Here is a 14,705-nt window from a genome sequence, read left to right on the forward strand (position 1 = left end):
CTGCCAACAAATCCGATTGATTTTGGATTGGCTGGCAGCCTTTTTTGATAGAACGCTTAAATATTTTTTTAAAGTGAAACGAATTTATATGTCGTAGTCACTATCATTCATGGACTCAACATTTCCTAACAGGTAACCATTTCCAACTTGCGAGAAGAAGTCATGGTTGGCCGTTGATGTTGAAATACCGTTCATGACGACTGGATTAACGTCTTCTGCAGTATCTGGGAACAGTGGGTCTTGACCCAGGTTCATCAACGCTTTATTGGCGTTATAACGAATGAATGTCAGGACATCTTCTGTCCAACCGGTTTGATCGTACAGAATGTGGGTGTACTTTTCCTCATTGCCATATAATTTGTACAAGAAGTCATAGATCCAGTTTTTCATATCCTCTTGCTTTGCCTTTGACAATTGGTTAAAGCCAATTTGGAACTTGTAACCAATGTAGGTTCCGTGGACGGATTCATCACGCAAAATCAATTTGATGATTTCGGCAACGTTAGGAATCTTGTTGTGACCCAGGTACCAAAGTGGCGTATAAAATCCTGAATAGAATAAGAAAGTTTCCAAGAAAACGCTGGCAACCTTTTTCTTAAGTGGATCGGGTTCGTTTTCGTAAATGTCACGAATCTTCAAGGCCTTATTTTGGAGAAATTCTTCACTGTCACTCCAGTCAAAAATCTCGTCAATCTGTTCAGGGGTGTTCAGAGTTGAGAAAATGGATGAATAACTTTTAGCATGAACAGATTCCATAAATTGGATGTTATTGAGGACGGCTGTTTCATGTTGGGTTTGAACATCTTTTCTTAATGATGCCATTCCTTCTTGGGATTGAAGGGTATCAAGCAGCGTCAAGCCGCCAAATACGTGGCCAACTACCCACTGATGGTCTTCGTCAAACGTCCGCCAATCGGATAAATCGTTAGATAACGGAATTCGCGTATCAAGCCAAAATTGTTCCGTCAGCTTTTCCCAGGTTGCTTTATCGATTTGATCATCAATGGCATTCCAGTTAATTGCACTATAATTCTCGGTCATGTTCTTCTCCTTTAAATGACGCAGCTTTCACATTCATTAGAACCAACTTCTTGCTGGTCATCTGTGAAAGTTCGAATGTAATAAATTGATTTGACGCCTTTTTTGTACGCGTAGTTTCTCAAAATGTTGAGATCCCGTGTGGTCATCTTATCAGTTCTGCCGTTCTTCCATTCGTACAAGCCTTCTGGAATTGTTGATCGCATGAAAAGCGTTAAAGCCATTCCCTGATCAATGTGTTCCTGAGCAGCAGCGTAAATGTCAATCACTTTTCGCATGTCCATGTCGTATGCGGAAGTGTAGTAGGGCATTGTATCGTTTGAAAGGTATGGAGCTGGGTAATAGATCTTACCGATTTTTGACTCCTGACGTTCTTCAATTCGGTTGATAATCGGATGAAGACTGGCAGTCGTGTCATTGATGTAAGAAATGGAGCCATTAGGGGCCACTGCAAGCCGGTTTTGGTGATAGAGGCCATATTCCATGACGGACTTCTTAAGTGCTTCCCAGTCTTCTTTTGAAGGGATCCAGTCGTCTTTGAACAACGCTTTAACTTTGTCGGATTTCGGTGCAAATGATGTTTCCAGGTACTTGTCGAAATAAGTGCCGTCCGCATACTTGCTCTTATCAAAGTCGGCAAACGTTTCCTGACGTTCTTTAGCGATCTTGTTAGATGCAACTAAACTCCAGTAGTTTAAAAGCATGAAGTAAACGCTGGTAAATTCAATTGATTCAGGTGAGCCATAATACATGTGATGGTTCGCCAAGAAGCTGTGCAGGCCCATGCCGCCAAGTCCAATGGAATGGGATTCCTTGTTACCCTTTTGGATGGAAGGAACAACGTCAATGTTGGAGTGGTCAGTGACAAATGTTAATGCGCGGACCATGCTTTCAACCGAGTGACCGAAATCATCGCCAGCCATCATATTGTTAATGTTTGTTGAACCCAGGTTGCAAGAAATATCCTTGCCCATCTTAATGTAGTGCTGTTGATTATCAACTGTCGATGGCGTTTGAACCTGAAGGATTTCAGAACACAAGTTACTCATGACGATACGGCCGGCGATCGGATTATCACGGTTGGCCGTGTCGATATTAATAATGTAAGGGTAGCCGGATTCTTGTTGGAGCTTACTGATTTCAGTTTCCAAGTCGCGGGCCTTGATCTTTTTCTTGGAGATCTTGTCATTAGCAACTAAATGATCATATTCCTTAGTAATGTCCACATATGAGAATGGCACGCCATATTCCCGTTCTACGTCGTAGGGGCTGAAGAGATACATATCAGCGTCCTGCTTAATTAATTCGTAGAACTTGTCGGGAACGGTCACACCCAACGAAAGGGTCTTCAATCGGACCTTTTCGTCGGCGTTTTCTTTCTTGGCACCTAAGAAGTCAATGATATCTGGGTGGAAGACTGATAAATAAACAACACCGGCGCCTTGACGCTGTCCCAACTGGTTTGAGTACGAAAAGCTGTCTTCCAATAATTTCATCACCGGAACCACACCAGATGCGGCGCCTTCAATATGTTTGATAGGTGCGCCGGCTTCACGGAGGTTGGAAAGATTAATACCAACGCCACCACCGATACGGGATAGTTGAAGGGCGGAATTGATGGTTCGACCAATGGTGTTCATGTCATCAGTGGTTTGGATCAAGAAGCAGGAAACAAATTCGCCACGATTTTCACGGCCGGCATTCAAAAAGCTGGGCGTTGCCGGTTGGTAACGTTGATGAACGATTTCATCAGCAAGGTCCATGGCCAATTGTTCGTCGCCGTCCGCAAAGAACAGTGCGTTTGCGGCAACCCGATCCAAAAAGCTTTCCAGGTAAGAGTCGTTGTCATTACTCTTTAAGGCGTACTGGGCATAGAACTTGTAGGCTGCCATGAATGACTTGAAGTGGAAGTCTTGATCATTTAAGTAGGCGTATAACTTTTCGATGAAGGCAAAATCGTATTTCTTAACGAAGTCAGCTTCATAATAATTGTTGTCGATTAAATAATCGAAGCGGTCCTTTAAGCTGTCGAAACGTTTGAGATTCGGTTCGACGTTTTCTTTCAAAAAGGCTTGAAGTGCCTCTTGGTCCTTTTGTAATGGGATCTGGCCATTGACTGGGATGTTAATTTCGTTGTTTAAATCGAAATAAGTAACATCTTTCAAGTTGTGAAGTGACATATTTAGTACCACGCTTTCTTATAATTGCGAATAAAAGGGGCGAGACCGTTTGTGGTTTCGCCCGCTAATCTGAAATCAATATGTTAGAATGGATAAAGGCGATTTATCCGGCAATCGAGTGAAGCTGATCAGGTCGAAAACCGCTAAATGCTTGTTTACCATCAACATCAACGACGGGAACAGCCATGAAGCCCCGTTGTTTAAGATAATCAATATATTGTGGTTGCTCGTTAATGTTATGCTCTTCGAACTCCACATTGTGTTCTGAAAGATAACGTTTTGTCATTTTGCATTGCATGCAGTTGTTCTTTGAATATAGTGTGATTTTAGCCATTGTTAACACTTCCCCTGTTTCGTTGAAATTTAATTTATGGTTCAAGTTTACACTAAATATCGTGAAATGCAACGATTAAAACACAATATATTGTGATAAAACTAATTGTAAACACCAAATATAGGTGACCATTATCAAAAACAACTTAGGAGATTTTTATGACAGACAATTCATTTTACTATTCAAAGAATCCAGACGTTGAATCCAATCCGCTGACGTGGAACTTTTCGTTACTTGGAAACAACTTAGTGTTTACTTCTGACAACGGTGTGTTTTCTAAACATACCGTTGACTATGGCAGTCGCGTTTTGATTGATTACGTTGACTATGACCGGATCCCCGCCGGTAAAATCCTTGATATGGGAACCGGTTATGGCCCAATTGGCATTGCGATTGCCAAAGCGTTTCCCAAACGCCAAGTCGACATGGTTGACGTTAATGAGGTTGCTTTGGCATTGGCCAAGAAGAATGCGGCTGCCAATCAGGTTGACAACGTCAAAATTTTTGAAAGTAATATTTATGATGCAGTCAGTGATTCATATGCCGCAATTATCACCAATCCACCAGTTCGAGCCGGCAAACAAGTTGTTGAACAGATGATTTCCGGTGCCCGTGACCACCTCGTTTTGGACGGGACACTGACCGTTGTGCTGCAAAAAAAGCAGGGGGCACCATCCGCTAAGAAGCTAATGACGCAAGTATTTGGGAATTGCCAAATTTTAAAACGTGACAAAGGTTACTATATTCTACAAAGCATTCAGAAATCGTGAGGTTGAATCATGTTTCAAGCAGACGTTCAGTATATGAAGGCCGCCTTGGTCGAAGCACAGAAAGCATTTTTAATTGATGAGGTTCCAATTGGCGCTGTTGTGGTTCACAATGGTGACATTATTGGACGTGGTCACAATCTTCGGGAGCATTTAAATGACGGTGTCGCCCACGCAGAAATTATGGCCATTGAAGAAGCCTGTGGGGCATTAAATAGTTGGCGGCTGGTTGATTGCGATCTTTACGTGACGATTGAGCCGTGTTTAATGTGTTCCGGGGCGATCATCAATTCTCGAATCGATAACGTTTGTTTTGGTGCCCGTGATCCCAAGGCCGGAGCTGTTAAAAGCCTGTATACGGTTCTGGAAGATTCACGCTTGAATCATCGGGTTAATGTGATTGAAGGGCTACTGAGCGACCAATGCTCACAGATAATGAAGGCCTTTTTTCGGGCTGCTCGACAAAAAAGGAAGAATATCTCTGGCAATTCAAAGTGAATTACGTTATGATAGATATTGCCGCAAGGCCCTGAGGCAAGGGTCGGGTTACGAACTGTGTCAGGTCCGGAAGGAAGCAGCACTAAGTATCATCAACCTTGTGCCTCTTGTACATAGAAATTAAGCTCTCAGCAGATTCTGCTGGGAGTATTTTTTTGTGCGAGTTTTTTTAATTGAAGAGCGGAACATGTTTTCGGATTTATGTTGGCATTCTTACAAATTTCACTATATAATTATTTAGACGTTCCAATTACACTTTTTTGCATTCGGCATTTTTATTTTGGAGGATTTGGTAATGAGCTATCAAGCATTATATCGGGTTTGGCGGCCTCAACGCTTTGACGAGATTGTCGGCCAGTCGATTATTACACGAACATTTAAAAACGCTCTAATTACTAAACAAATTAGTCATGCTTATTTGTTTACCGGCCCACGAGGCACTGGAAAAACATCTGCAGCCAAAATATTTGCCAAGGCGGTGAACTGTCACTTTTTGAAGGACGGCGAACCCTGCAACGAATGTGAGACTTGCAAGGCGATTAATGAGGGCAGCTTAAATGATGTCATTGAAATTGATGCTGCCTCGAACAACGGTGTTGAAGAGATCCGAGACATTCGGGATAAGGCAAAATACGCGCCAACCCAGGCGGACTACAAAGTTTACATTATTGATGAAGTCCACATGCTTTCGACGGGGGCCTTTAATGCATTGCTGAAAACACTTGAGGAGCCGCCAACCAACGTTATTTTTATTTTGGCAACGACTGAGCCCCATAAAATCCCGGCAACCATCATTTCGCGGACACAGAAGTTTGATTTTAAGCGGATCAAGCCTCAGGATATTCTGTCACGAATGGAATATATTCTGGACCAAAAAAAGGTTGCGTATGATGATAAGGCCCTTAAGCTGATTGCAAAGGCGGCTGAAGGCGGGATGCGGGATGCACTGAGTATCCTGGATCAGGCCATGTCTTACGGGGATAATCAGATCACATACGAAAACGCCTTGCTGGTTACTGGCAGCGTCACCAATGAGCTGTTGACAACTTACATGCAACAGGTTGTGGCTAAGGACACCAAAAGCGCCTTGATCACTATTCAAAAGATTTTGGATGAAGGTAAGGATGCCAGCCGATTTATTGAAGACTTAACCAGTTATTGTCAAGATATTTTGTTGTATCAGCAAGATCCCGGTATCGTTGAGGAAATGGAATTGGGCGTCATTGACGATCAGTTCAAGGAATTGAGTCAAAAAATCACTGATCAGGAAATTTATCAAATGATCAGCGAATTAAACGCCATTTCAAATTCATTGAGGTATACCGCCAATCCGGACGTCTATTTGGAAGTTCTGACGGTCAAAATAACGCATTTGGAACAACCAAAATCAACTAGTTCGGCGCCAGCTGCCGTTCACTCAACGAATCAGCAGGCACCGTCACCTGAGACGACGGTGGAAATCCAACAGTTGACTCAAGAGGTCGATCGGCTCAAAGCTGAAGTTGAGTCACTTAAACAGCAGGCTGGTTCGACGGTTGAGACTCCGGCTGTTTCTGAGCCGGCCAAAGCAAGCGCTCCGGCATTGGATACGCACATTGAGTTGGCAAAGATTTACCCAATTTTGGGACAGGCCACGCGAAAGCAACTTAATCAATTTAAAGAAATTTGGCCGGATTTGATGAATGCATTGTCGGTCACTCAACGCGCGGTGATGCATGTATCGTCTCCGGTGGCTGCCAGCGAAGGCGGCGTGATTGTCGCCTTTGAATACCCATTTGTGTATCAAAAGGCGCAGGGAGATTCGGATTTAAAGGATGCGTTGGAAAATAATCTGGATCGAATTGTCGGCAAAGTACCCCAAATTGTCTTTGTCCCTGAAAATCAATGGCCGGAAATTCGGCATGATTACTTAGCGAACCATCGCAATCAGCTGAAGGGCAAGAAGGCAGGTTCTAATGATGCCGACCCAAAACCTGATTCCACTGATGACGCTGATGAGCGTCCGGCAGACGACGCCGAGACCCAACCCGTTGTCAAAAAAGCCGAGGAATTATTTGGCAAAGACATATTAGATATTAAAAATGATTAATAAATGACGATTAATGGAGGAAACCAATTATGATGAACCGTATGAACATGAACAACATGATGAAACAAATGAAGAAGATGCAAAAGGAACTCGGTCAAGAACAAGAGAACTTAAAGCAACAAGAATTTAAGGGTGTCTCTCCTGATGACATGGTGACGGTGACCTTTAGCGGTGACAAGAAGATGACTGACATTCAAATTAAGCCTGAAGCCATCGATCCTGATGATCCAGACATGTTGGGCGATTTGGTATTGGCTGCCGTAAACGATGGTCTTACCAAGGTTGATAAAGCGACCCAAGATACAATGGGTAAATATACTAAAGGGATCCCAGGAATGTAAGCATTTTTGAAAAGGGGAAACTATGCAATATCCTGAACCAATCGCAAAATTAATTGATAGTTACATGAAGTTGCCGGGGATTGGCAGCAAGACCGCGACCCGCTTGGCATTTTACACGGTCGATATGAATGAAGATGATGTCAAGGAGTTCTCCAAAGCATTGGTTGCTACCAAAAACGATTTACGTTACTGTTCAATTTGTGGCAATTTAACCGATGAGGATCCCTGTGATATTTGCCGGGACAAAACCCGCGATCAATCAACGATTTTAGTTGTTGAAGAGCCCAAAGACGTGATGGTTATGGAAAAAGTGCAGGAGTACCATGGGCTATATCACGTGCTGCACGGTGTTTTATCACCTATTGAAGGTAAGGGCCCGGAAGATTTGAATATTAGTTCTTTGATTAAGCGGCTGCAAAAAAATCAAGACGTCAAAGAAGTCATCGTCGCAACCAATGCCACTCCAGAAGGAGAAGCGACAGCGATGTATCTGAGCAAGCTGATTAAGCCGGCCGGCATTAAAGTGACACGGTTGGCCCATGGCCTGTCCGTTGGCTCTGATATCGAGTACGCCGATGAAATGACCTTGTTTAAAGCGGTCCAGGGAAGAACTGAAATTTAAGCGAATTTAAAAGCGAGGTGGTCAATCAACATGTTTTTTAATCGATTCAGACGGCAAAACGTCAAAAAAGAATACGATCAACGATTGCTTGAGCTGATCAATAGTTTGAAAGAGGAGTGGGATCACGCTTCCCAAACGCAAGAGGCTGTGGCTGATAGCGATATGGAAATGGAACAAGAGACTGCCTTGGCACGACAAAAGTATTTCTTTATCTATAGAGAAGCCCGGATTAGAAAAATCAAAAACGATCAAATCCAACCTTCTGTGATCAGTTACGATCACGATAACTTTGAATAATGTGCTGGAATCAAACAACACGTCATTAGACAGTCGAAATGAGTTAAAGTACAATTAACCATAGAATTGAGGGAATTGTTTTGGATGGTAAATTTATCACGTTTGAAGGACCGGATGGTGCGGGGAAAACGTCCGTTATGAACCAAGTAATCGCCGTGTTTGATCAAGAACTCGGTGATCGATTACTGGTCACCCGAGAGCCGGGGGGCAACAAAATTTCTGAAGAGATCCGCAGCGTGATTTTGGATCGGAATAATACTGAAATGGACTATCGGACCGAAGCGTTATTGTATGCGGCAGCCCGCCGTCAGCACCTGGTCGAAACCATCTTACCCGCACTGAAAGATCATAAATTAGTCTTATGTGATCGCTACGTTGACAGTTCGGTTGCCTACCAGGGTGCGGGACGTCAGATTGGCATGAGTCAAGTTGCCAGAATGAATGAATTTGCAACAGAGAAATTATTGCCGTTTAAAACAATTTATTTTGATATTCCCGTTGAAGTCGGCTTGGAGCGGATCGCCAAGCATCGCGATAGTCGTAAAATTGACCGGTTGGATGTCGAAACAACCGCTTTTCATAAGCGGGTTCATCAAGGTTACATGAAGATTCGCGATCAAAATGCCGATCGGTTTATCAGTATCGATGCAACGCAGCCAATCGATGCGGTGGTTAATGATACAATTACAATTATTCATCAAATTGCCGGCGAATACTTTAAGGAGGATTAAGTATGAAATTAGTCATTGCGATTGTCCAAGATAAAGACGCAAACAAGCTTCGTTCGGTCTTTGTTGCCCATAACATCATTGCGACCCGATTTTCAACTACCGGTAGCTTTTTGCGGGCAGGAAACACCACTTATTTAGTTGCGGTTGACGATGATAAAGTTGATTTGACGTTGAAGTTGATCAAAGAAACTTGTTCAGCAAGACAGCAATTTATGACACCGCCCGTGAGTCTGAATGGCGATACCGCTGAACACACTTTTCCAATCGAAGTTCAAGTTGGTGGGGCAACGGTTATGATTTTGCCAATCGAAGCATTTAAGCAGTTTTAGAAGGGAACGTTATGGAACAAAATATTGTTAACGTTGCTGAAACTAAACAACCGACAATTTTTAAGCAGTTTATGAATCTGGTTAAACGAAACGAATTGTCTCACGCCTATTTGTTTACTGGTGAAGACGGTGCCGGTCAATTTTCAGTCGCAATGGGGGTTGCCATGCGGCTTTTTTGTACGAATGTTCAAAATGGCATGCCGTGTGGTCAATGTCCCGAGTGCCGACGAATCATGAATTATGACCACCCAGACGTCGTCATGACCAAGCCGGATGGGCTAAGTATCAAAGTTGACCAAATCCGTCACGTTAAAAGTGAATTTACTAAGAGCGCCATGGAAGGATCCAAAAAGGTCTTCATTATTTCCGAAGCTGAAAAAATGACGACCGGCGCAGCGAACAGCTTATTGAAGTTTATTGAGGAACCGACCGGAAACGTCGTCTCGTTTCTGATCAGTAAGAACCGGAATTTGGTGTTGCCAACGATTATTTCCAGAACCCAAGTGGTTGAATTCCCCAGCTTGAGCAAAAAATTGATGGTTGAAGAATTAAAATCAAGTGGGGTTAAGCCCAGTGAAGTCAATTTGATGATTTCAATCACCAATAGCATGGACGAAATCAACGAATGGCTCAAAGATGACTGGTTTGAAAATACCCAACGGTTGCTCGAAAAGTGGTTTACCTATTTGGTAAAGAGTGATGCGATGGCCATGCCGTTTATTCAAATGTCCTTGATGCCATTAATTACTAATAAAGAACGACAACGGATTGTCATCTCAATGATGATTAGTTTGTTTGATGATGTGTTACAAATGAAGTACGAAACATTGAGTGCGGATCAAGTTAAGTACCCCGGCATCCTGGAACAAACCAAACAGGCTGCAACCAAATGGAACAACGACCAGGTGTTGGCCATGCTCGACGAATTATTGAATATGAACAGCAGTATGAACGTTAACGTAAACTTTCAAAACATCATTGAATCAGTGACGCTAAAGATTCTCACAATCAGTCAGTCAGAGTTTGTTAAAGGGTGATAAAAACGTGGACAGTCAGAGCTTATACGATGAATTAAAACAAATGGACACACAACTTAGTTCCAACGCCGCAAACTTTTCCCACCTCCATGAATCATTGATCGGCTTGATGGAAAAAAACGCGGAGCTGGAAATTGAAAATCAGCATCTACGGGATCGAATTAATCAGATAACTGAAAAAATGGATAGCAACTCACCCCGCCTGTCTAAGTCGAGAAAGAACTTAGAAAAGCTTTATAACCAAGGCTTTCATGTATGCAGCTCGTATTATGGTAAGCGTCGGGAAAACGGTGAGGACTGTATTTTCTGTACCGATATTATTTATGGCAAACGTCATTAAGGAGTCAACATTGGAAACGCAACGAAGCTTTGATTCTTCAACTCAATATGGGATTTTATACCTGGTACCAACGCCGATCGGGAATCTTGACGACATGACGTTTCGTGCCGTCAAAATACTTCAGGAAGCCGATTTGATTGCGGCGGAAGACACGCGAAACACCCAGAAACTGCTCAATCATTTTGATATTAAAACCAAACAGATTAGCTTTCATGAGCACAACACCGCTCAACGGATTCCGGAATTGATCGAGAAGTTAAAGCAGGGCGTGACAATCGCGCAAGTGAGTGATGCAGGGATGCCGTCCATTAGTGATCCCGGCCATGAATTGGTGATGGCGTGTGTGAAAGAACAAATCAATGTTGTGCCACTTCCTGGTGCCAATGCCGGAATCACGGCGTTAATTGCCTCAGGAGTTGCGCCCCAGCCATTTTACTTTTACGGGTTTCTTTCCCGGAAACCTAAAGAGCAGCGGGAAGAACTCGATGCACTGCGCACCAAGCCCGAAACAATGATTTTCTATGAAGCGCCACATCGGTTGAAGAAGACTCTAAAAACTTTGGAAGGCCAGCTTGGATCTGCTCGAAAGGGTGCTCTGTGCCGGGAGTTGACCAAAAAGCATGAAGAATTTATTCGCGGGAGTCTTTCGGAACTCAACGAATGGGCCAATTCCAATGAAGTTCGTGGGGAATTTGTTATTATAGTGTCAGGTAATGACCAGCCTGAAATTGAGGCTGTCGACCCACTCGCCGGAATGACCATTGACCAGCAGGTTGATTTCTATATTCAAAATGATCTGAGTGTTAACGAAGCAATTAAGCGGGTTGCTAAAGCGCATCATTTACGTAAGCAAGTTGTTTATAATCAATACCACGACATCAAATAGAAAGAAGTAATGTCTATGCCAGCCCATCACTTTAGTGAAATCCACACCATCCCATTTTATGAATGCGATGTTAATAACCGTATTACGATTCCGATGCTGATTAACATTTTGATTTTGGCGTCTGAACACCAAAATGAAAAACTCGGTGTTGATCAACGATATTTGATTGATAAATATGGCATTGGGTGGGTTGTTACTTCATATTCGATTCACATTACCAAGCTGCCGCAAAAAGACATGAAAGTTGAAATGACGACTCGGGGAACCTCTTATAACCGTTACTTTGCTTATCGAGAGTTTTGGTTACATGACGAAGCTGGGAACGAATTAGTCAAGGTCGAAAGCATCTGGGTTTTAATGGATGAAAAGGCCCGTAAAATTACGGCGATTGCAGACGACGTGATTGCCCCGTACCAGTCCGAAAAGGTCCGCAGAATACCACGGCTGCCGCGACCGGATAAGATTGAAGAAACAAGTCAAGCCACGGCCAAACAATATCGGGTTAGATGGAGTGACATTGATTTTAACGGCCACGTCAATAATTCCCGTTATCCTGAATGGATGTTGGATGCACTGCCAATGACCTTTTTAAATGCGCACGAACCGGCCAACATTGATATCCGTTTTGAAAATGAAGTCACATATGGAAGCATGGTGACGAGTTCGGTAGTTGTCGATTCTTCAGATAATGATAGAATTAAAACAGTGCACGACATTACATCCAACGATGTGCTCTCAGCTACGGCATCGATCATTTGGAAAGAAAGTAAAGCAAAGGGTAACGATTAATCATGAAAATTTTAGCAATTGATACATCGAATCGGCCACTTTCCGTCGCTGTTATGGAAGATGACCGTTTATTAGCGGAAACGACGTTAACCACGCATAGAAAGCACGCAGAATTTTTGATGCCGGTCATTGAAGACTTGGTTCAAAAATCTGATTTGCAGCCAACGGATTTACAGCGGGTTGTCGTCGCCGACGGGCCAGGATCCTACACAGGGATTCGCATGGCAGTGACAGCGGGGAAAACAATCGCTAAAACGCTTGGCATTGAGTTGGTGACGGTTTCGAGCCTATTAAATTTGGCCCTTAATATTGAAAAAGAAGGGGTTTTGATCAACCCAATTTTTGATGGTCGAAACCAAAACATGTTCACCGGCCTTTATCGGTGGAACGATGGTGTCATTGAGTCCGTGATTGAAGATCAGCACATCAACTTAACTGACTGGCTGAAATTAATTAGCTCTTATGACCAACCGATTATCATTTCCGGTGACACGGATTCATTTGAAGACGGGATGCGGTCTGTTTTACATAGTCGTTTAATCGTCGCTGATTCATTAGCAGCAATTCCCAGTGCCGCCAAGCTCGGTCGCTATGGGCGATCAAAGTCGCCGGTGACAAACGTTGATGCGGTTGTCCCCAGATACTTGAGATTGACCAAGGCGGAGGCCGATTGGAAAAAATTACATCCTAACGAGGATACGCATGATTATGTTGAAAAAATTTAAGGATTGGTTTAGTAAGCAATTTTATAATAAGGAAGTCCAGTTACGTGAACGTTACCTTGACATCAAAAATCACGATGTTGAAATTAACGGAACTGAATATTTCTTGGCTAAGGCCATGATTCCGGATATTCCTGAGATTTTAGGAATTGAACGCGCCGTTTATGGTGGCCAGACCCCTTGGGACGACCGGGCTTTTCGCACAGAATTGATGCGAAAGACCGACCGTCTGTACTTGGTTTTACGACGAAATGATTGGCTGGTCGCGTTTATCGGCTGTTCATTGAATAATCATACCAAGGATTGTCACATCACAAACGTTGCTGTTGCACCCAATTTTCAAAATCATGGATTGGGGTACTTTTTGGTCACGACGATCATTAAAAAAGCCCGTCAGCTTCAGTACAGTAAAGTTACTTTGGAGGTTCGCGTCAGCAATACGCGCGCCCAGAAATTGTACCGAGACATCGGGTTTGTGGATAACGGCCTGAAAAAAGACTATTACTTCAACGATCGCGAAGATGCTTTGAATATGGTTTTGGATATTACTAAGATTGGGTAAAAATGACGAATAGGGATGAGATGAATTTATTGGCAAGAAATTTAGTGCTTTCTTTTGAAACCAGCTGTGACGAAACTTCAGTCGCTGTGATCGAAAATGGCAATCAGATTCTTTCAAATATTGTTGCGACACAAATCAAAAGTCACCAACGATTCGGCGGGGTTGTTCCCGAAGTTGCCAGTCGCCACCACATTGAGCAGATTACGAGTTGTATTGAGGATGCATTAACCGAAGCGGACGTCACCTACGACGACTTATCTGCAGTGGCGGTTACTTACGGTCCTGGCCTAGTGGGCGCACTATTGATTGGTGTGACGGCTGCCAAAGCGGTTGCTTGGGCCCACCAGTTACCATTAGTTCCGGTCAATCACTTGGCGGGACATATTTACGCTGCCCGATTAGTTGAACCGATCGAATTTCCGGCCATGGCGCTCGTAGTTTCCGGGGGACACACTGAGCTGGTTTACATGCCGGAAGAAAATCGATTTGAAATTATTGGTGAAACCAGAGACGATGCTGCCGGAGAAGCGTACGATAAAATTGGTCGGGTTCTCGGGATTAACTATCCCGCCGGCAAGCCGGTTGACGAATTGGCTCATCAGGGCAAGGATACTTTCAACTTTCCTCGGGCAATGGACTCCGACGAGAACTTCGATTTTAGTTTTAGTGGCTTGAAGAGTGCGTTTATTAACACGGTTCACCATGCAGATCAACTCAACGAATCACTGAGCAAAGAAGATCTCGCCGCCAGCTTCCAACAAGCAGTTGTAGATGTTTTGTCGGATAAAACTGTCAGAGCGTTACGTGAATTTCCAGTTAAGCAATTGATTTTAGCCGGTGGTGTGGCAGCCAACAAAGGGTTGCGCGACAGACTCACGTCAGACTTAGCGGCTTTTCCACAAACCAAGCTTGAATTGGTACCACTCTCATTGTGCGGGGATAATGCCGCCATGATTGGGGCAGCTGGGGAAATGCTCTATCGACACGGTGAGCGGGCGGACGCAACGCTCAATGCCGATCCTGGGCTTGAATTTGATTGGCTTAAAGATGAAGTTAAATAAAAATATGGACAAAAAATGAGGTCGGGACAAAACTTAAAAGTTTTGCTCCAACCTCTTTTTTAGCCTGAATATTACCTAACCG

18 protein-coding genes and 1 other RNA gene are annotated in these 14,705 nt (G+C 43.5%); 16 read left to right on the forward strand and 3 right to left on the reverse strand.

Features of this window, described 5'->3' with window-relative positions; genetic code table 11:
* Positions 1-84: 84 nt before the first annotated feature.
* From nrdF to nrdH, 3 genes are all read right to left on the reverse strand, one after another.
* The gene (gene nrdF / locus FC51_RS06510; protein ID WP_057910286.1) at positions 85-1,041 is read right to left on the reverse strand and encodes a class 1b ribonucleoside-diphosphate reductase subunit beta; all 957 of its coding nucleotides are present in this window, start codon (positions 1,039-1,041) and stop codon (positions 85-87) included.
* An 11-nt stretch (positions 1,042-1,052) separates the two neighbouring features.
* Positions 1,053-3,218 (reverse strand): class 1b ribonucleoside-diphosphate reductase subunit alpha, encoded by a 2,166-nt coding sequence (gene nrdE / locus FC51_RS06515; protein ID WP_057910285.1) that lies wholly within the window; start codon positions 3,216-3,218, stop codon positions 1,053-1,055.
* 103 nt (positions 3,219-3,321) lie between these two features.
* The gene (nrdH, locus tag FC51_RS06520) at positions 3,322-3,552 is read right to left on the reverse strand and encodes a glutaredoxin-like protein NrdH (protein ID WP_057910284.1); all 231 of its coding nucleotides are present in this window, start codon (positions 3,550-3,552) and stop codon (positions 3,322-3,324) included.
* Positions 3,553-3,710: 158 nt separating this feature from the next.
* On the opposite strand from nrdH, the gene FC51_RS06525 reads away from it, so the two are divergent.
* The 16 genes from FC51_RS06525 to tsaD all read left to right on the forward strand — a co-directional run bounded on the left by FC51_RS06525 (position 3,711) and on the right by tsaD (position 14,623).
* A complete protein-coding gene (locus FC51_RS06525) occupies positions 3,711-4,322 on the forward strand; it encodes a class I SAM-dependent methyltransferase (RefSeq protein WP_057911243.1) in 612 nt (203 codons plus the stop codon).
* 9 nt (positions 4,323-4,331) lie between these two features.
* Positions 4,332-4,817 carry a tRNA adenosine(34) deaminase TadA gene (gene tadA / locus FC51_RS06530; RefSeq protein WP_057910282.1) on the forward strand — a complete coding sequence of 162 codons (486 nt, stop codon included), beginning with the start codon at positions 4,332-4,334 and terminating at the stop codon, positions 4,815-4,817.
* Between the two features lie 28 nt (positions 4,818-4,845).
* Positions 4,846-4,932: signal recognition particle sRNA small type (gene ffs, locus FC51_RS12110), an RNA gene on the forward strand.
* Between the two features lie 180 nt (positions 4,933-5,112).
* On the forward strand, positions 5,113-6,906 hold the full coding sequence (gene dnaX / locus FC51_RS06535; RefSeq protein WP_057910281.1) for a DNA polymerase III subunit gamma/tau: 1,794 nt from the start codon (positions 5,113-5,115) through the stop codon (positions 6,904-6,906).
* A gap of 29 nt (positions 6,907-6,935) precedes the next feature.
* Positions 6,936-7,247 carry a YbaB/EbfC family nucleoid-associated protein gene (locus FC51_RS06540; protein WP_057910280.1) on the forward strand — a complete coding sequence of 104 codons (312 nt, stop codon included), beginning with the start codon at positions 6,936-6,938 and terminating at the stop codon, positions 7,245-7,247.
* A 22-nt stretch (positions 7,248-7,269) separates the two neighbouring features.
* The gene (gene recR, locus FC51_RS06545) at positions 7,270-7,869 is read left to right on the forward strand and encodes a recombination mediator RecR (protein ID WP_057910279.1); all 600 of its coding nucleotides are present in this window, start codon (positions 7,270-7,272) and stop codon (positions 7,867-7,869) included.
* Positions 7,870-7,899: 30 nt separating this feature from the next.
* Positions 7,900-8,166, forward strand: coding sequence for a YaaL family protein (locus tag FC51_RS06550; RefSeq protein WP_057910278.1), 267 nt, complete (start codon positions 7,900-7,902; stop codon positions 8,164-8,166).
* 80 nt (positions 8,167-8,246) lie between these two features.
* A complete protein-coding gene (tmk, locus tag FC51_RS06555; protein WP_057910277.1) occupies positions 8,247-8,897 on the forward strand; it encodes a dTMP kinase in 651 nt (216 codons plus the stop codon).
* A 2-nt stretch (positions 8,898-8,899) separates the two neighbouring features.
* Positions 8,900-9,226 (forward strand): cyclic-di-AMP receptor, encoded by a 327-nt coding sequence (locus FC51_RS06560; protein ID WP_057910276.1) that lies wholly within the window; start codon positions 8,900-8,902, stop codon positions 9,224-9,226.
* 11 nt (positions 9,227-9,237) lie between these two features.
* Positions 9,238-10,263 (forward strand): DNA polymerase III subunit delta', encoded by a 1,026-nt coding sequence (holB, locus tag FC51_RS06565; RefSeq protein ID WP_057910275.1) that lies wholly within the window; start codon positions 9,238-9,240, stop codon positions 10,261-10,263.
* A 7-nt stretch (positions 10,264-10,270) separates the two neighbouring features.
* Complete coding sequence (locus tag FC51_RS06570) at positions 10,271-10,603, forward strand: DNA replication initiation control protein YabA (RefSeq protein ID WP_057910274.1); 333 nt, start codon at positions 10,271-10,273, stop codon at positions 10,601-10,603.
* 10 nt (positions 10,604-10,613) lie between these two features.
* A complete protein-coding gene (gene rsmI / locus FC51_RS06575) occupies positions 10,614-11,489 on the forward strand; it encodes a 16S rRNA (cytidine(1402)-2'-O)-methyltransferase (RefSeq protein ID WP_057910337.1) in 876 nt (291 codons plus the stop codon).
* Positions 11,490-11,504: 15 nt separating this feature from the next.
* Positions 11,505-12,278: an acyl-ACP thioesterase domain-containing protein gene (locus FC51_RS06580; RefSeq protein WP_057910273.1), complete on the forward strand. Its 774-nt coding sequence runs from the start codon at positions 11,505-11,507 to the stop codon at positions 12,276-12,278.
* A gap of 2 nt (positions 12,279-12,280) precedes the next feature.
* Positions 12,281-13,003 (forward strand): tRNA (adenosine(37)-N6)-threonylcarbamoyltransferase complex dimerization subunit type 1 TsaB, encoded by a 723-nt coding sequence (gene tsaB / locus FC51_RS06585; RefSeq protein WP_057910272.1) that lies wholly within the window; start codon positions 12,281-12,283, stop codon positions 13,001-13,003.
* Positions 12,987-13,562: a ribosomal protein S18-alanine N-acetyltransferase gene (gene rimI / locus FC51_RS06590; RefSeq protein ID WP_057910336.1), complete on the forward strand. Its 576-nt coding sequence runs from the start codon at positions 12,987-12,989 to the stop codon at positions 13,560-13,562. The genes tsaB and rimI overlap by 17 nt, the downstream gene beginning before the upstream one ends.
* A gap of 20 nt (positions 13,563-13,582) precedes the next feature.
* On the forward strand, positions 13,583-14,623 hold the full coding sequence (gene tsaD / locus FC51_RS06595; protein ID WP_057910271.1) for a tRNA (adenosine(37)-N6)-threonylcarbamoyltransferase complex transferase subunit TsaD: 1,041 nt from the start codon (positions 13,583-13,585) through the stop codon (positions 14,621-14,623).
* Positions 14,624-14,705: the final 82 nt, after the last annotated feature.

The organism is Lentilactobacillus parabuchneri DSM 5707 = NBRC 107865 (assembly GCF_001435315.1).
Lineage (GTDB): Bacteria > Bacillota > Bacilli > Lactobacillales > Lactobacillaceae > Lentilactobacillus > Lentilactobacillus parabuchneri.